Genomic DNA, 17,539 nt, shown 5'->3' on the forward strand with positions numbered 1-17,539 from the left:
GGGAGTCCTCCGGTGAAGAGGGGATACGCAGCATGACGGTGATCACGCAGGGCCAGCCGGTGGTGGCCGGCGCGGGGACGGCCGGTGTGCCGGGCCGGCAGCCGGAGCAGCCGGAGGTACACCGCCCCAGGGAGGCACCGGCATCGCCGAGCGGTTGCGCGACGTCGCCCGTCCACCTCCGGCCGACCGGCCGCGACCAGTACACGATCAGCGAGGTGGCCGAGCACACCGGCCTCAGCGCCCACACCCTGCGCTGGTACGAGCGGATCGGGCTGATGCCGCACGTGGACCGCACCCACACCGGTCAGCGCCGCTTCACCAACCGCGACCTGGACTGGCTGAACCTGGTGTCCAAGCTGAGGCTGACCGGCATGCCCGTAGCGGACATGGTCCGCTACGCCGAGCTGGTGCGGGAGGGCGAGAGCACCTTCGCCGAACGCGAGCAGCTGCTGACCGCGCACCGCGAGGACGTCCGGCAGCGGATCACCGAACTGCAGAGCACCCTGAACGTCCTCGACTACAAGATCGACATCTATGCCGACGCCCGCCGGGCGTCCGAAAGGTTCTGAGATCTCCATGACCGGCAACAAGATAGACACCGTAGAACTCGGCACCGGCGGCCCGCAGGTCGGGATCCAGGGCCTCGGCTGCATGGGCATGAGCTTCGCCTACGGCCCCACGGACTCCGACGAGGCGCGCGCCACCCTGGAGCGCGGCCTGGAGCTGGGCGTCACGCTCTACGACACCGCGGACATGTACGGCATGGGCGAGAACGAAAAGTTCATCGCCCCCTTCATCCAGGCACACCGCGACGAGGTCGTGCTCGCCACCAAGTTCGCGATCTCCCCCGACCCGGACGACCCGACCAAGCGCACCATCCGCAACGACCGCCCCTACATCCGCGCGGCCATCGAGGGCAGCCTGCGACGCCTCGGCGTCGACGAGGTCGACCTCTACTACATGCACCGCCGCAATCCGCAGGTCCCGATCGAGGAGTCGGTCGGCGCCATGGCCGAGTTGGTGGCCGAGGGCAAGGTCAAGCACCTGGGCCTGAGCGAGGTCACCGCCTCCGAACTGCGCGCCGCCCAGGCGGTCCACCCGATCGCGGCCCTCCAGTCCGAGTGGTCGCTCTTCAGCCGGGACATCGAGGACGGCGTGGTGCAGGCCGCGGCGGAGCTCGGTGTCGGCGTCGTCCCGTACTCGCCGCTCGGCCGCGGCTTCCTGACCGGTTCCTTCGTCAACGCCGAGAAGGAACTGGGCACCGACGACTTCCGCCGCCAGCAGCCCCGGTTCACGGGCGACAACGCGGCCGCCAACGCCGCTCTGCTCGACCCGGTCCGCCAGGTCGCCGAGTCGCACGACGCCTCCCTCGGCCAGGTGGCCCTGGCCTGGGTGCAGCAGCAGGCGGCGGCCCGCGGACTCGCCGTCGTCCCGATCCCCGGCACTCGCAAGCGCACGCGCATCGAGGAGAACACCGCCGCGACCCGGATCCGGCTCACCGAGCAGGACCTGGCGCTGCTGGAGCCCATCGCCGGGAAGGTGGCGGGCGCGCGGTACGCGGACATGTCGCACACCTCGGCGGGACGCGAGTAACGGCCCGGCCGGCGGCGGCTCCCGCGGGGCGCCGCCCGCCGCGCCATATCCGGCGCGGTGTCACGCGAGGCCCAGCGCGAAGGCCGTGAACCCGGCGGCGAGCACCGCGGCCGCGCCCCGGCGCAGCACGCTCACGCCGGTCCACGGTGCCTCGAAGCGGCGGGCGGAGCGCGCGATGAGGATCAGCGCGACGGCGAAGACCGGCATCCAGGCCAGCCGGGCGAATATCCAGCCCGGTGCGTCGGGGACGACGGTCAGCCCCGGCACGGCGTCCAGGAAGGAAGCCGGGACGGCCGCCGTCAGCATCGCCGTCTGATGCCAGCACAGGATCGTCATCGCGGAGAGGTTGATGACGACGACGGGCGCCCACAGGGCGGGCCGCCGCAACAGGCCGGCCACCCGGTCCCGCAGCAGGACGGCGGCGCCGGACTGCGCGGCGGCCAGGGCGAGCACGAGCAGCGACGGCGGGTGGGAGTTCGTACGCGCCCGGCCGGGGACGCCGACCATGCTCGCGGGGTAGTGGAAGGCGAGCAGAAGCAGCGCGAACAGGGCCGTGCCGCCGGCGAGGAGCACCCACGCCGCACGCCTGCCCAGCCTCTTCTCGCCCCAGCTGACGCCGAGTTGATAGGCGAACAGCCAGCCGGGCAGGAGGTTGAGCAGGCTCAACCAGGACGGCACGGCATCGGCGGACGGCCCGTAGCGCAGGAAGTCGACGACGCCGACGACGGCCAACGGCGGCGCCGCGGCCCACACCCCCGCCCGCCGCGCGGCGCGCACGCAGTACGGTGTCAGTGCCGTCACGCCCGCGTAGACGCCCACGAACCACAACGGCTGGACGACCAGCGTCGCGCCGGTCCGCAGGGTCGCGGCCGGCACTCCCATCCCGTACAGCACGGGCAGCATCGCCGCCCATACGGCGGTCACCCCCAGCACCGGACGTCCCAGCCGGGCGAGTCGCCCGCCCAGCCACCGGGCCGTGGGCTCGCCCCGCTCCACGGCCCGCCGGTAGGAGAGCACCGACGCATGGCCGCCGACCAGGAAGAAGATGCCGAGCATCTGCAGCACCCAGCTCAGTGGTGCCAGGAAGCCGAGGGCCGTCAGCGGGCTGGCGTTGTGCAGCGCGCCGTCCGGATCGCGAGTGAAGCCGCCGAGCAGCCAGTGGCCGGCCGGCACGGAGAGGAGGGCGAGGGCCCGCAGACCGTCGATGGCGCGGTCACGGTGGGCGGGCGTCCGGAGCTCGATCGCCCGGACGGTCCCGGCGAGCGAGGCCCGCATCGAACGACGGGCCCGGCCCACCCGGCCGATCCGGCCGTCGGGTACGAGAAGTGCGGTGGTGGCCATGCGGCGTCCTTGTGTGAGGTCGGTGGGAGCGGGCGGCGCGGGCGTCGGTGTCAGCGCACGTCGGCGTAGCGGCCCAGCGCGATGGCGGCGAAGTTGCGGAGGGAGTCGGTGCCGGGGGCGAGGTAGCCGGTGTGGCCCTTGGCCCGCGCGGCCGGGACGCGGCGGGCACCGAAGGCGGGATCGGTGGGGTCCTCGCCGTGGCCCAGGCCCAGGAATTCGACGTGCGGGACGTTGCCGATCCAGTCGGACGCGTCCCGGGCCGCCCACACCCGGGCCGACGTGTGCAGGGCCGCCGCGCTGTCGTGCCGTATCCCCGGTGACGCAAAGACGATCAGGTCGGCGATCGCATCGCGGTCCGTACGTGCGGCGGCCGCCCCGCAGACCAGCGAGCCGTAGCTGTGGCAGAGCACGGCCGGGGCCGGTGCGCCGACGGCCGCCAGACCGGACAGGAAACGGGCCAGCCGCGGCGCCCCCGCCTCGGCCAGCCGCCCCGTGGCGGCGTCCGGGCCGAGACCGACGGGGGTGGTGTACCCGGCCCAGGCGATGACGGCGGTGCGGGCGCCGGGCGCCTCGGCCGTCATCTGCCGGCGCAGCGACGTGGCCATGCCGGTCGGAGTGCCGTACGGGTCCCGCGCACGGTCGAAGGAGCCCAGGTCGATGTCGGAGCCCGGCACGACCACGGCAACATGCCGGGCGCGTGTCAAGTCCCCGTGGACTTCCGCCACTTGGCCCCGGCCGCGCGGGTCGAACGCGAGGATGCGCCGACCGGGTGCGAGCAGCTCGGCGCACCGGCCGGCCGCCTTCCTGGCCTGCCGGTGGTCCTGGAGGGTGCCGGCCGGGTCGGTGGCCTGCGCGAGCCGGTGGCGCCGTTCCGCCTTCAGGGCAAGGGAGTTGGCCTCGTACCGCAGCGGGACGGGCGCGCCGTCGAGATTGCCGACGGTGAGCGGATGGCGGGCCGCGAGGGTGTGTTGCTGGGCGCGGGTCAGCGAGGCGAAGAAGCGGGCGACGGCGGCGGGTGCCGCTTTCGCCGGGTCCGGCAGCGGCCGGTCCAGGGAGTGGTCCGCCCGCCAGGCGGCGGCGCCCGGTGCGGGGCCGGTGACGGCGGTCTGCGCGGATCCGGCCGCCCAGCCGCCCGTCCCGGCGACGACGGCCACCGTGAGCCCGACGGCGACGATCGTGCGCTTGCTGCGGAGCGCCGCGGTGCGCAGCACGGACATGGTGGTGTCTCCCTCTTCCGGTGGTGTGGCGGAGGGAAACGTAGAAAGGAGGTGGGTGACGTGGCGTCACACCGCGGAGCCAACTGCCGGGTGATACTGGGGTAGGGGGCCGGCTGCACTGCTCGTCCTCGGGGAGGAGGGGCGGGGGGCGACCGCTCAGGGGCGGGGTGATGGAGTGGGTCGACTGCCGAACACGCCTTCTGAGGAGGGGAGTTGTCCGCCGCGCCCGCCGGCCGTCACCGTTCCCCGGGGGTCACCAGGCCCGACTCATAGGCGAAGATCACCACTTGGGCGCGGTCCCGCAGATCCAGCTTGGCCAGCACCCGGCCGATATGGGTCTTCACCGTCTGCTCGGCGAGCACCAGGGAATCGGCGATCTCCTGATTGGACAGCCCGCGGGCGATCAGCTCCAGGACCTCCGTCTCGCGGGGCGTCAGGCCGTTCAGCCGCAGTGACGTACGGTCCTTGCGCGGCGCAGGTCGCTGCCGCGCGAAGTCGGCGATCAGCCGGCGGGTCACCGACGGTGCGAGCAGCGCTTCACCGGCCGCCACCACGCGGACCGCGGAGATCAGATCGGCCGGCGGTGCGTCCTTGAGCAGAAACCCGGAGGCACCCGCGCGCAGCGCTTCGTAGACGTAGTCGTCGACATCGAACGTGGTCAGCATCAGCACCTTCGGGCGGTGGCTGACACCGACGGGCGGATCGAGCAGCCGGCGTGCCGCCTCGAGGCCGTCCATCTCCGGCATCCGCACGTCCATCAGCACCACATCGGGATGCACCCGACGGCTCAGCTCCACGCCCTGCGCGCCGTCCGGCGCATCGCCGACCACATCGATATCGCTCTGCGCCGCGAGCAGCGCGGCGAAACCCGCCCGCACCATGGCCTGGTCGTCGACGATGATCACCCGAGTGGTCATGCGGAGCCGGAGTCCTTAGCTGGGAGGGGAGAGGAGGGAGGGGCGGCAGGGGACGAGGCGTCGTGGGAGAGCTGCGGGTCGGTGGGCGGTGCGGGCGGCGGCCCCGCGAGCGGGAGCAGCGCGGCGACCCGGAACCCGCCGCCCGGCAGCGGCCCGGTGTCCAACTCGCCGCCCACCAGCCGCACCCGCTCGCGCATGCCGATCAGACCGTGCCCGGTCCCCTCGTGCTCCAGCGGCGCGGACGGCGCGGGCGGGGCGGAGTTGACGACCAGCACGGTCAGCCGTGAACCGTCCCACGCGGGAATCACCGACACCCGGGTCCGCGCACCGGGGGCATGGCGCACGACGTTGGCCAGCGCCTCCTGCACGATGCGGTACGCCGACAGGTCCACCGCCGGCTCCAGCGCCAGTGGCTGAGGCGGCAGCGCCAACTCCACCGGCACACCGGCCCGCACGGTCCCCTCGACCAGCTTCGGCAGCTGTCCCGTCCCGGGCTGCGGAGTCTTCTCCGGGCCGCCGTCCCGTTCGCTCTCTTCGCTGCGCAGCACGCCCAGCAGCCGGCGCATCTCCGCCAGCGACTCCCGCGCGGTCGCGGCGATCGCCCCGAACTCCTCCTGGGCCTCCTGCGGTATCCCGCTGATGCGGTACGCGGCGCTGTCGGCCTGGACGGTGATCACGGACATGTGGTGGGCGACGACATCGTGCAGCTCACGGGCGATACGGGTGCGTTCCTCCAGCAGCGTCCGGCGGGCACGCTCGGCCACGCTGATCGTCTCCTGCTCCAGCAACTTGCGCTGGGCGTCGCCCCGTTCCCGCAGGGTGGCCCCGAACAGCAGCATCACCCCGGCGAGCACGAACAGCAGCACCCAGGTGTCGATGCTCTGTCGCGGTGCGATCAGCTCGGAGAGGATGCCGGCCGCTCCGGTCGTCAGCCATACGGCGATGAGGAGGCGTCGCCGCTCCCGCAGCGACAAGGCCAGCATCAGGACGAGATACCCGACGATCGCCGTGGGCGGCCAGGGCCAGGCGCGCCCCGCGACGCCGTCGACGCCGGTGAGGGCCAGCGCGGCGATGACGTGCGCCGGGAAGATCACCCACCATGCCTGCAACGGCCGCGTCACCGCGAGCAGCAGCGGCACCGTCTGGGCGGTGGCCAGCCCGCCCGCCAGCCCGCCGCTCATCCCGTAGTCGTTGCTGAGGACGTTGATGCTCGACGGCAACAGGGCGACGGCGAACACCATGGCGATCAGATGGGGAAGCCACCGCAGCCGGCGGTTCTCCACGGCGCCGAACAGGGGAGCGGCGGGGCCGGCCGGCCGGCCGGGTTCGACGGCGGGGGCGTGCAGGGCCTGCCGCGTCGCATGCGGCGCCCGGCCGCTGGCCGACTCGCGTTCCGAGGTGAGAGATCGCTTGAACATCGCGCCATCAATGTATGCGGGCCGGCCGCGTCGGCGCGTCATACCTGGGTCCCGGCCTCCACGCCCTACCACGGTATGACGTGTGGGCCGCCCCGCGCCGTGGGCGGCGGGTCGCTCGTTCCTTAGAGCTCCGCCAGCAGTTCGGCCTTCTTGGTGCTGAACTCGTCGTCCGTCAGCAGCCCCGCGTCGTGCAGCTCACCGAGATGACGTATGCGGTCCGCGATGTCGGCCGGGTCCCGGCGGGTCTCCCCGGCCCGGCCCACCCGCTCGCGGTCCCGTGCGTCCGGCGCCGGCTCCGCGGCCCGTACGGCCTGCAGCACCGAGGCCGCGAACGGCAGCGACTCATGGACCGGGCCGTAGCCCAGGCCGAAGACCACCGAGGCCGGATCCTGGTCGGCCGCGTCGGGCCCCGCCTCGCGCGCCGCCCCGCGCTCCAGCAGCCGCAGATGGCCGTTGAAGACCTCCGGCGAGCGCCACTCGACCCCGGAGAGCTCGCCGACCGTGAAGCTCTGGTCGCCGCACTTCCACTTCGCCGACGAGGCCCCCGTCCAGAACCACCGGAAAGCGACCGAGGCGCCGTCGAAGGACGCCTTGCCGTCGTATGCCTTGAAATGCAGCGGAGGCTCCGGCGCGGCCACCAGATGGCGCTCGGCCGGTTCCCCGGCGGCCGGTCCCAGTGCCGTGCGCAGCTCGTCGGCGTAGTACTCGGCGAGCGTCTCGCGCTCGGCCGGCAGCACCAGCCGGTACGGATCGGCGTCCTCCTTGAGCTGTCCGTCCGCCGCCTCCATCAAAGGATCGGCGCCACGCCGAGGCACGGCGTGCAGTACCACCGTGCCGCGTCTCCCCTCGGTCAGCTCGACGGACCTCAACGCCTCGTACGGAATGCGTCGCTCGCCGAGCGCCTGGAACAGCTTCGGCCTGCGGATCCCCCGTTCGAAGCGGATGAGTACGGAGTCCGTGTCGAACTCCCAGACGGCGTGAAAACCGGCCAGCACATCACCCATGCGGCTCATCGTATGCGGGCGGTCGCCCGCCCGTCCCCCTTCCGGGCACCTTGCGCTACGCGCGTCAAAACCCTCCTGGCCACCGGAACTGCAGCGTCCGGTGTGCCTCAGGCCAGGTCGGCGCGGCAGTCCTGGTCGTCGGTGGCGCACTCCACCGAGGTGAGCGCGCCGACCCCGATGCGCGCGAAGTTGTGCAGGCTTTCGGTGCCGGGCGCGAAGTAGCCGGTGTGTCCCTCGGCGCCCTGCGCGGACAGGATCCGGGAGCCGAAGGACGGTTCGACCGGGTCGGCGCCGTGGCCGAGCCCGCCGAACTCGAGGTACGGCACGTCCTGGATCCAGTCGTCGGCGTCCCGCATCGCCCAGACCCGGGCGTGGGTGCCCAGTCCGGCCAGGCTCTCGGCCCGCATCCCCGGGCTGCCCGCCACCGCGATGTCCTCGACGTTGGACGGCAACTGCCGGGCGGCGACACCGCACACCACGGACCCGTAGCTGTGGCAGAACAGGGAGACGGACGTGGTGGGCGGCAGCGCGGCCACCAGCCCCTCGAGCCGGACGGCGCCGGTCGCGGCCAGCTGCCCGGTGGCGGCCTCGACCCCCAGCCCGCCCGGTGAGGTGTAGTCGGCCCACGCGATCACGGCCGTACGAGCGCTCGGACTGGCCTTGCGCTCGGCCCGGTAGAGCGAGTGCGCCATGCCGACGGGCGCGGTGAGGGCCTTCGCGGTGCGCTCGAACGTCGACAGGTTGGTGTCCACACCAGGCACCACGACGGAGACCCGGCGGGCCTTCGACAGATTGCCGAACACCTCCGCCGCCCGGCCGTCGCCGGCCGGGTCGAAGGCGAGGATCTGCCGGCCCGGGCTCATCATCGACTCGAGGCGGTGCATCAGCGAGCCCGCGGTCTGACGGCCGACGGGCGTGAGCCGGTGGTCGCCCATGCGCTGCTTCTCGATGGCGCGGGCGTGGTCGATGGCCATCCGGTTGGCGCGGTAGCGCAGCTGCACCGGGGCGCCGCCCATGTTGCCGACGACCAGCGGGTACCGGGCCGCGAGCTGCCACTGCCCGGTCCGGTCGAGGGTGCCGAAGAAGGCCCGGACGGTGGCCGGAGCGGCCTTCGGGTCGGGCAGCGGACGCCCGTGGAAGGTGGCGTGCTGCCAGGCCGTCCTGGCGGTGGCCAGCGGGTTGGCGTCCTCCTTAGTGCCTCTGATGGCCGTCCAGCCGGTCAGGGCAAGCATCACGAACACCACCACCAGGGCGAGTGCGGCACGCCAGGCGGTGGACTGCAGGAAACCGAAGGAGGGGCTGAGGCCCGGGAAGGAAGTCACCGCGAGCCACCCTAGGAGACGGGAGAAGGTACCTGCTGCGCCCGTGATCCATATCACGTTTCGCGGAGGGTATTTCGACCAAAGTGGACAGCGGGTGCCGGTTTCCGGTGTTCAGCCGCGCAGACCTGCACACTTCGCGTCATGAGATGGCCCCGCGGGGGGTGCCGCGCGCCGTCGGCCGGTGAGGAAGGTCACCGCGGCGTGCGCCCCGTTTTCACCCGTTTCGCCAGTCGTCGCCGATGGCCGGCCCGATGTGGTCCAGGTAGGACTGCGTCAGCTCGCGGATGGAGGCGACGCTGCAGTCCTGCCCCTCGCCCCAGATCTTCCCGGCCACCCGCATCACGCCGCAGAACGTCGCGACCACCACCCTCGGGCGCGGGTCGGCGTCCGCGTCCAGCCCCTCGCGTCCGGCGATGAGGCGCGCTATCTGCTCCTCCAGGTCGGAGGAGCGGCGCAGATGTGCGGCGATCAGCGCGGGGGTGGACTCGATCATCCGGTACGACCGCATGTGGAGCTCCACCGGCACCACCGACTCGATGGCGCTGCCGATCTCGTCCCAGGCGGTCATGACGGCCCTGCGCAGGGCCGTCAACGGGGCCTCGGTGGCGGGACGCCCGCGCAGCTCCTCGAGGAACCGGGCCTCCACCATCTCCTGGACGGCGAAGACGACCTCCTCCTTGTTGGCGAAGTACCGGAAGTAGGTGCGCTGGGAGACGTCCACCGCCTCGGCGATCTCGTCGATGGTCGTCGCTTCGTACCCCTGTTCCGTGAACAGCTCCAGCGCCGCACGGATCAGGGCGTCGCGGGTGCGCTGCTTCTTGCGTTCCCGCAGTCCGCCCGGGGATGTCGCCTGCGGCGTCTCGGTGGCCATCCTGCGCCGCCTCTCCATGGTGTTCTCGCTGCTCAGGATATCTGTGAGCGAAATGACAGTTACCGACTGTTGAATAGCTTTGTCAACTGTCAGTGGCTGACATTAGTCTCCTTGTATGAGTTCTCAGACCCCGGTTGCCGACGCCGCGCCGGAACTTCCCGTACCGGAGCCCCCCAAGGGGCTGCGAGGCCATCCGTGGCTGACCCTCTTCTCCGTGGCCATCGGCGTCATGATGGTGGCCCTGGACGGCACCATCGTCGCCATCGCCAACCCGGCCATCAAGCGGGACCTGGGCGCGTCGCTCGCCGACGTGCAGTGGATAACCAACGGCTACATGCTCGCCCTCGCGGTCGCGCTGATCACGGCGGGCAAGCTCGGCGATCGCTTCGGCCACCGCCAGACGTTCCTCATCGGCATCGTCGGCTTCGCCGCCGCGTCCGGTGCGATCGGCTTCTCCAGCGAGGTCACGCTGGTCATCGTCTTCCGCGTCCTGCAGGGCCTGTTCGGCGCGCTGCTGATGCCCGCCGCGCTCGGACTGCTGCGCGCGACCTTCCCGGCAGAGAAGCTCAACATGGCCATCGGCATCTGGGGCATGGTCATCGGTGCCTCCACGGCCGGCGGACCGATCGTCGGCGGCCTGCTGGTCGAGCACGTCAACTGGCAGTCGGTGTTCTTCATCAACGTCCCGGTCGGCATCCTGGCGCTCGTCCTGGGTCTGGTGATCCTCAAGGACCACCGCGCCGTGAACGCCCCCCGTTCCTTCGACATCCCCGGCATCGTCCTGCTCTCCGGCGCGATGTTCTGCCTCATCTGGCCGCTGATCAAGGCCTCGGACTGGGGTTGGGGCGACACCAGGACCCTGGGCTTCCTGATCGGCTCGGTGGTGCTGTTCGCACTCTTCGCCGTCCTGGAGACCCGGGTGCGCGAGCCGCTCATCCCGCTGCGGATGTTCCGCTCGGTGCCGCTGACCGCCGGCACGATCCTGATGGTCCTGATGGCCTTCGCCTTCATGGGCGGCCTGTTCTTCGTGACGTTCTACCTCCAGAACGTGCACGGCATGAGTCCCGTCGACAGTGGACTGCACCTTCTGCCGCTCACCGGCATGATGATCGTCGGCTCGCCGCTCGCGGGCGCACTGATCACCAAGTTCGGCCCCCGGATCCCGCTGGTGGGCGGCATGGTCCTCACCGCGGTGGCCATGTACGGCATGTCCAGCCTGGACACCACCACCGGCACCGGCCCGATGTCCGTCTGGTTCGCGCTGCTCGGCCTGGGCCTCGCGCCCGTCATGGTCGGCGCCACCGAGGTCATCGTCGGCAACGCCCCGCTGGAGCTGTCCGGCGTCGCCGGCGGTCTGCAGCAGGCCGCGATGCAGGTCGGCGGCAGCCTCGGAACGGCCGTACTCGGCGCCGTGATGGCAGCCCGCGTCGACAACGACCTCCCGGGCAACTGGCACGCGGCCGGCCTCCCGCCGGTCCCGCCCGCGCAGGCGTCCCAGTTGTCCGACGCCGTCTCCGCCGGCATCGCGCCGGTGCCGCAGCACACCCCGCCGCATTTCGCGGAGAAGATCACCTCCGTCGCCCACGACACCTTCGTCTCCGGCATGGGCCTGGCCTTCACGGTCGCCTGCGGCGTGGCCATCGTCGCGGCGGTCGTCGCCACCCTGACCAAGCGGGGTGCGAACGCGGAGGCGGGCGCGGGCGTCGGTCACATCTGACCCCGCCGCCCACCGGCACCCGGCAGCACCCGCGCGCGGCGGGTCGAGGTATCTCCTCGGCCCGCCGCGCGCCGTTGTTGAGGGGGCGCGCACGGCACCCGGTACGGGGTCGAGGGGGAGCGGAGGGCATCCGACGCGTCAACCGGCGCCCGCGGACCATCGCACGGCCCCCGCCTCCCCGGCCAAGGGCCATCTGGCCACCGCGTCCACCGCCGAATCGCTCATCCGGATGAGGCGGCCGGGGGAACCGGCGGGGGCACCACCGGGGCGGGACGGCGCAGCCCGCACCGCGATCCGCCGTCCCGCCCATGAAGAAGCGGTTCTGCCGCCCGCCCGGCCACCGGGGCGCCCGTCAACACCGAGGCCGCCGGACCGCTCCCGCCGCCCGCCGGCCGTCCACATCCCCGATCCGGATGGACTCACCGGCAGGGCCTTGGCAGCCGCGCCGCGCACTCGTGAAGCTCGATGAAGAACCCGCCGCGGGCCCGGCCCGCGGCAGGACGTCATCGCCGTACGGCCTTACCTTCACGGGGGAATTCCCATGCTGCGTCCGCGCATGTTCCACACCACCACGCTTCTCACCGGTCTCGCCGCTCTGGCCGCGGCGCTCCTCACCCCGTCCGCCCTGGGCACCCCGGCCGCGCACGCGGCACCGGGCGGCCGCACCGCTGCCGCCTCGGGTGACTGCGCGGCCGGCCAGCTGTGTCTGTGGCCCGCGGCGGACTTCGCCGGCAAGCGCCAGACCCATGAACTGTCCGACACCGACATCGAAAGCTGTGTCGCGCTGCCCCAGGGGGACGGTGCGCTGTCGTTCGCCAATCGCACCGGCCGGCCGGTCACCACGTACCAGAGCGCGGAATGCGCGGAGACCGGCGAGTTCGACACCTACCCGGGTGGCGGCAGCTGGGTGCCCCGATCGCCGTACCAGGTAAGGGCGTTCAAGGTCTGGGAGCGCTGAACGCCGGGTCACGGCCCACACCACCGGGGCGTACAGCGCCGCGCCCCCGGCCGGCGACGAACGCTGGCCGGGGGCGCGGCGGAAGAGGCGGCCACGGGCCGCGCGGGTGGGTCAGGCGTCGCCGCCGGCCTCGCCCGCCTCGGCAGCCGTGACGTCCAGGAGCTGGTAGCGGTCGATCGCCTGCTTCAGCAGCGAGCGGTCGACCTTGCCCTCCCGGGCGAGCTCGGTGAGCACGCCCAGCACGATCGACTCCGTGTCGATGTGGAAGAAGCGACGTGCCGCGCCACGGGTGTCCGCGAAGCCGAATCCGTCGGCACCCAGCGACTGGTACGTGCCCGGGACCCAGCGCGCGATCTGGTCGGGGACGGACCGCATCCAGTCCGAGACCGCCACCTTCGGGCCCTCGGCACCCTGAAGCTTCTGCGTCACGTACGGGACGCGCTGCTCCTCCTCCGGGTGCAGCAGGTTGTGCTCCTCGACCTCGACAGCCTCACGGCGCAGCTCGTTCCAGGAGGTCGCCGACCACACGTCCGCCTTGACGTTCCACTCGTCCGCGAGGATCCGCTGGGCCTCGATCGCCCACGGCACCGCGACACCCGACGCGAGGATCTGGGCCGCATGCTGGCCCTTCTCGCCCGCGGCGACGCGGTGCAGACCCTTCAGGATGCCGTCGACGTCGGCGTCGGCCGGCTCCGCCGGGTGCTGGATCGGCTCGTTGTAGACGGTGAGGTAGTAGAAGATGTCCTCGGAGTTCTCGCCGTACATCCTGCGCAGACCGTCCTTGACGATGTGCGCGATCTCGTAGCCGTAGGCCGGGTCGTAGGAGACGCAGGCCGGGTTGGTCGACGCCAGCAGCTGGGAGTGGCCGTCGGCGTGCTGGAGGCCCTCGCCGGTCAGTGTCGTACGGCCGGCCGTCGCGCCGAGCACGAAGCCGCGCGCGAGCTGGTCGGCCATCTGCCAGAACTGGTCACCGGTCCGCTGGAACCCGAACATCGAGTAGAAGACGTAGACCGGGATCAGCGGCTCACCGTGCGTGGCGTAGGCCGAACCCGCCGCGATCAGCGAGGCGGTGCAGCCCGCCTCCGTGATGCCGTCGTGCAGCATCTGACCGGTCGGCGACTCCTTGTAGGCCAAGAGCAGTTCGCGGTCCACGGACTCGTACTGCTGGCCCAGCGGGTTGTAGATCTTGGCCGACGGGAAGAACGCGTCCATACCGAAGGTGCGGTACTCGTCGGGCGCGATCGGCACGAAGCGCTTGCCGATCTCCTTGTCCCGCATGAGGTCCTTCAGGACCCGCACGAACGCCATGGTCGTGGCGATCTTCTGCTGCCCCGAGCCCTTCTTGGCGCCGGCGTACGCCTTGTCGTCGGGCAGCGGCAGCGGCTTGGCCCGCACGATCCGGGAGGGGACATAACCGCCCAGCGAGCTGCGGCGGTCGTGCATGTACTGGATCTCTTCGGACTTCGGGCCCGGGTGGTAGTACGGCGGCGCGCCGTCCTCCAGGTCCTTGTCCGGGATCGGCAGGTGCAGCCGGTCGCGGAAGCCCTTGAGGTCGTCGACCGTCAGTTTCTTCATCTGGTGGGTCGCGTTGCGGCCCTCGAAGTTCGGACCGAGGGTCCAGCCCTTGACGGTCTGCGCGAGGATCACCGTCGGCTGGCCCTTGTGCGCCTTGGCCGCCGCGTACGCCGCGTAGATCTTCTTGTGGTCGTGACCGCCGCGGCCCAGGTGCAGGATCTGGTCGTCGGTCATGTTCTCGACCATCGCGCGCAGCCGCTGGTCGTCGCCGAAGAAGTGGTCGCGGATGTACGCGCCGGTCTCGGTGGCGTAGGTCTGGAACTGACCGTCCGGCGTGCTGTTGAGCTTGTTGACCAGAATGCCGTCGCGGTCCTGCGCGAGCAGCGGGTCCCAGCTGCGGTCCCACACGAGCTTGATGACGTTCCAGCCGGCGCCGCGGAACTGCGACTCCAGCTCCTGCATGATCTTGCCGTTGCCGCGGACCGGGCCGTCCAGGCGCTGCAGGTTGCAGTTGACGACGAAGGTCAGGTTGTCCAGGCCCTCACGGGCGGCGATGGACAGCTGGCCGAGCGACTCGGGCTCGTCCATCTCGCCGTCGCCGAGGTAGGCCCACACATGCGAGTCCGAGGTGTCGGCGATGCCGCGCGCCTGCATGTAGCGGTTCATCCGGGCCTGGTAGATCGCGCCGAGCGGGCCGAGGCCCATCGAGACGGTCGGGAACTCCCAGAAGTCCGGCATCAGCCGCGGGTGCGGGTAGCTGGACAGGCCGTTGGGCGCCTTGGACTTCTCCTGGCGGAAGGCGTCGAGCTGCCCCTCGCTGAGCCGGTCCAGAAGGTAGGCGCGGGCGTACACACCGGGGGAGGCGTGGCCCTGGAAGAAGATCTGGTCGCCGCCCTTGCCGTCGTCCTTGCCCCGGAAGAAGTGGTTGAAGCCCACGTCGTAGAGGGAGGCGGAGGAGGCGAACGTGGCGATGTGGCCGCCGACGCCGATCCCCGGGCGCTGGGCGCGCGAGACCATGACGGCCGCGTTCCACCGGGTCGCGTTCAGGACCTTGCGCTCGATCTCCTCGTTGCCCGGGAAGAACGGCTCGTCCTTGGTCGCGATGGTGTTGACGTAGTCCGTGCTGCGCATCTCGGGCACGGCCACGCGCTTCTCGCGGGCCCGCTCGATGAGCCGCAGCATGAGGTAGCGAGCACGTTCCCGGCCTCGCTCATCGACGGCTGCGTCGAGCGAGTCGAGCCATTCCTGGGTCTCTTCTGGATCGAAGTCCGGGACCTGGCTGGGAAGGCCGCCAATGATGATCGGGTTTCGATCGGATCCGGAAGCCACGCTGTTCCTTCGGTGTTCGGTTCGTGTCGTGCTCTGCACGCTATTGATGCTGCGCACGCGGACGAATGCTGTCTCTGCCTTGTGTCGCGCCGTCTTCCATCGTGTACCGAGTCACTGGGATACGTCATCTCTACTGTCGGGTAACCACCCGCTGAGAGATGGGCGCGGAAAGACCGATTCTCGGGTCGGCCAAATCGCAACCATACGCCCATGTCGAAAGTGCTTCGCGTACGGCCGTACGGCCCCCGAATCCGCATCCCGCGCGCGTCTCGCCCCCCGAAGGGACCAGTCACGCGCGAGTACCCGATATACCCGGCAGAACGCTGTGGTGTGAATCACTTCAGGCTGTCCCAGAGGGGTCGTGGTTGCGGCGAGACGCGTCCAATCGTCACCGTTTCGGCGGTCTCGGCCGCCGGGTACTTGCGCGATCCGCCCGGCCCGTGTGGACTACGCCCAATGCTCCGCGCACGCGCGGGGTCCAAATGCATTTTCCGAAACATGACAGGAGGCAATCCGTGAGCGCGACCGCGGACCACGCGGAGGAGCGGACCAACCCTGCCGCCAGGCTGGGGTTCGAGCCCGGACAGGTGGTCCAGGAGATCGGCTTCGACGACGACGTCGAGCAGGAGCTCCGAGAAGGCATTGAGGCCGTGACTGGCCAGGACATCGTCGACGAGGACTATGACGACGTAGCCGACGTCGTCCTGCTCTGGTTCCGTGACGACGACGGCGACCTCACGGACGCGCTGGTGGACGCCATCGGGCTGATCGATGAGGGCGGCATGATCTGGCTGCTGACCCCCAAGACCGGCCGCGACGGCTACGTCGAGCCCAGCGACATCAATGAGGCCGCGCAGACCGCGGGTCTGTCCCAGACGAAGAGCATCAACGCGGGCAAGGACTGGGCGGGCAGCCGCCTGGTCACGCCCAAGTCGGCGAAGTCCGGCAAGCGCTGAGCACCACCGTTCAGCCGTTCCCCACCGAGCCCCCTCCGGTTTCCTTCCGGAGGGGGCTCGGTGCTGTTCAGGAGCGGTTTTCGGGGCGTTCGGTACGGCGCGTAGGGTTGCCCGTGTCCTGTTGTGCGTGAGCGGAAGGGAAGCAACCCCATGGCGATCGAGGTCGGCACGAAGGCTCCGGATTTCGAGCTGAAGAACCAGCACGGCGAGCTGGTCAAGCTCTCCGACTTCCGCGGCGAGAAGGCCGTCGTCCTCCTCTTCTACCCCTTCGCCTTCACCGGTGTGTGCACCGGCGAGCTGTGCGCGCTCCGCGACGAACTCCCGAAGTTCGCCAACGACGACGTCCAGCTGCTGGCCGTCTCCAACGACTCCCCGTTCTCGCTGCGCGTCTTCGCCGAGCAGGAGGGCCTGGAGTACCCGCTGCTGTCCGACTTCTGGCCGCACGGTGAGGCCTCGCGGGCGTACGGCGTCTTCGACGAGGAGAAGGGCTGCGCGGTGCGTGGCACCTTCATCATCGACAAGGAGGGCGTGGTGCGCTGGACGGTCGTCAACGGCCTGCCCGACGCCCGTGACCTGAACGACTACGTCAAGGCGCTCGACACCCTCTGAGTCGCCTCCGGCTCGCCCCGGCGGAGGCCCGAAGGCTTCCGCCGGACCGGCATCCGTGTGCATCCGGGTGGATACCTGTAATCGGTGGGAACCGGTCACTAGGATCAATTCGTTGATCCGATGCCATGCACGATGGGGGCGCAAAACTTTACGTACCCCTCGAATCTATGGGAGGACTCGTGGGAGTCAGCCTCAGCAAGGGCGGCAACGTCTCGCTGACGAAGGAAGCCCCCAATCTGACCGCCGTCCTCGTCGGTCTGGGCTGGGATGCGCGTACCACCACCGGTACGGACTTCGACCTGGACGCCAGCGCGCTGCTGACGAACGACCAGGGCAAGGTCGGCAACGACCAGAACTTCGTGTTCTTCAACAACTTGAAGAGCCCGGACGGTTCGGTCGAGCACACCGGTGACAACACCACCGGTGAGGGCGAGGGCGACGACGAGGCGATCAAGGTGAACCTCGCCGGGGTGCCGGCCGATGTGCACAAGATCGTGTTCCCGGTGTCCATCTACGACGCCGAGACCCGCCAGCAGAGCTTCGGCCAGGTCCGCAACGCCTACATCCGCGTCGTCAACCAGGCCGACGGCAACGAGCTGGCGCGCTACGACCTGAGCGAGGACGCCTCGACCGAGACCGCCATGGTCTTCGGTGAGCTGTACCGCAACGGCGCGGAGTGGAAGTTCCGGGCCATCGGTCAGGGCTACGCCTCGGGCCTGCGCGGTATCGCTCAGGACTTCGGCGTCAACGTCTGAGCCGACGGATTCACCGC

15 protein-coding genes are annotated in these 17,539 nt (G+C 70.9%); 7 read left to right on the forward strand and 8 right to left on the reverse strand.

Going from position 1 to position 17,539, the window contains the following annotated elements; translation table 11 throughout:
- Positions 1–32 precede the first annotated feature (32 nt).
- Together ACGFML_RS12060 and ACGFML_RS12065 are read left to right on the forward strand one after the other, a co-directional pair.
- Positions 33–569, forward strand: a complete 537-nt coding sequence (locus ACGFML_RS12060; protein ID WP_393542603.1) for a MerR family transcriptional regulator — start codon at positions 33–35, stop codon at positions 567–569.
- Positions 570–576: 7 nt separating this feature from the next.
- Positions 577–1,593 carry an aldo/keto reductase gene (locus ACGFML_RS12065; protein ID WP_393542605.1) on the forward strand — a complete coding sequence of 339 codons (1,017 nt, stop codon included), beginning with the start codon at positions 577–579 and terminating at the stop codon, positions 1,591–1,593.
- A gap of 60 nt (positions 1,594–1,653) precedes the next feature.
- On the opposite strand, the gene ACGFML_RS12070 is transcribed toward ACGFML_RS12065, so the two are convergent.
- The 7 genes from ACGFML_RS12070 to ACGFML_RS12100 form a co-directional block, all read right to left on the reverse strand.
- Complete coding sequence (locus ACGFML_RS12070; RefSeq protein ID WP_393542607.1) at positions 1,654–2,934, reverse strand: acyltransferase; 1,281 nt, start codon at positions 2,932–2,934, stop codon at positions 1,654–1,656.
- A 50-nt stretch (positions 2,935–2,984) separates the two neighbouring features.
- Entirely contained in the window at positions 2,985–4,151 is a 1,167-nt protein-coding gene (locus tag ACGFML_RS12075) for an alpha/beta hydrolase (RefSeq protein ID WP_393542608.1), read from the reverse strand.
- A 236-nt stretch (positions 4,152–4,387) separates the two neighbouring features.
- A complete protein-coding gene (locus ACGFML_RS12080; RefSeq protein ID WP_393542610.1) occupies positions 4,388–5,068 on the reverse strand; it encodes a response regulator in 681 nt (226 codons plus the stop codon).
- Positions 5,065–6,486 (reverse strand): sensor histidine kinase, encoded by a 1,422-nt coding sequence (locus ACGFML_RS12085; RefSeq protein WP_393542612.1) that lies wholly within the window; start codon positions 6,484–6,486, stop codon positions 5,065–5,067. The genes ACGFML_RS12080 and ACGFML_RS12085 overlap by 4 nt, the downstream gene beginning before the upstream one ends.
- Before the next feature lie 122 nt (positions 6,487–6,608).
- On the reverse strand, positions 6,609–7,490 hold the full coding sequence (locus tag ACGFML_RS12090) for a DUF4429 domain-containing protein (protein WP_393542613.1): 882 nt from the start codon (positions 7,488–7,490) through the stop codon (positions 6,609–6,611).
- 107 nt (positions 7,491–7,597) lie between these two features.
- Positions 7,598–8,812 carry an alpha/beta hydrolase gene (locus tag ACGFML_RS12095; RefSeq protein WP_393542615.1) on the reverse strand — a complete coding sequence of 405 codons (1,215 nt, stop codon included), beginning with the start codon at positions 8,810–8,812 and terminating at the stop codon, positions 7,598–7,600.
- Between the two features lie 214 nt (positions 8,813–9,026).
- A complete protein-coding gene (locus ACGFML_RS12100) occupies positions 9,027–9,683 on the reverse strand; it encodes a TetR/AcrR family transcriptional regulator (protein ID WP_393542617.1) in 657 nt (218 codons plus the stop codon).
- A 115-nt stretch (positions 9,684–9,798) separates the two neighbouring features.
- Here ACGFML_RS12100 and ACGFML_RS12105 point away from each other — a divergent pair, with 115 nt between their 5' ends.
- Both ACGFML_RS12105 and ACGFML_RS12110 read left to right on the forward strand, forming a co-directional pair.
- Positions 9,799–11,400 (forward strand): MFS transporter, encoded by a 1,602-nt coding sequence (locus ACGFML_RS12105; RefSeq protein WP_393542619.1) that lies wholly within the window; start codon positions 9,799–9,801, stop codon positions 11,398–11,400.
- Positions 11,401–11,941: 541 nt separating this feature from the next.
- Positions 11,942–12,358 (forward strand): peptidase inhibitor family I36 protein, encoded by a 417-nt coding sequence (locus ACGFML_RS12110; protein ID WP_393542621.1) that lies wholly within the window; start codon positions 11,942–11,944, stop codon positions 12,356–12,358.
- Positions 12,359–12,469: 111 nt separating this feature from the next.
- On the opposite strand, the gene aceE is transcribed toward ACGFML_RS12110, so the two are convergent.
- Positions 12,470–15,202, reverse strand: a complete 2,733-nt coding sequence (aceE, locus tag ACGFML_RS12115) for a pyruvate dehydrogenase (acetyl-transferring), homodimeric type (protein ID WP_393542623.1) — start codon at positions 15,200–15,202, stop codon at positions 12,470–12,472.
- Between the two features lie 515 nt (positions 15,203–15,717).
- On the opposite strand from aceE, the gene ACGFML_RS12120 reads away from it, so the two are divergent.
- From ACGFML_RS12120 to ACGFML_RS12130, 3 genes are all read left to right on the forward strand, one after another.
- On the forward strand, positions 15,718–16,158 hold the full coding sequence (locus ACGFML_RS12120; protein ID WP_393542624.1) for a DUF3052 domain-containing protein: 441 nt from the start codon (positions 15,718–15,720) through the stop codon (positions 16,156–16,158).
- A gap of 150 nt (positions 16,159–16,308) precedes the next feature.
- Positions 16,309–16,767 carry a peroxiredoxin gene (locus ACGFML_RS12125; protein WP_393542626.1) on the forward strand — a complete coding sequence of 153 codons (459 nt, stop codon included), beginning with the start codon at positions 16,309–16,311 and terminating at the stop codon, positions 16,765–16,767.
- A 179-nt stretch (positions 16,768–16,946) separates the two neighbouring features.
- Entirely contained in the window at positions 16,947–17,522 is a 576-nt protein-coding gene (locus tag ACGFML_RS12130; protein WP_030068391.1) for a TerD family protein, read from the forward strand.
- Positions 17,523–17,539 lie beyond the last annotated feature (17 nt).

Source organism: Streptomyces sp. NPDC048650 (assembly GCF_043199095.1).
GTDB lineage: Bacteria > Actinomycetota > Actinomycetes > Streptomycetales > Streptomycetaceae > Streptomyces.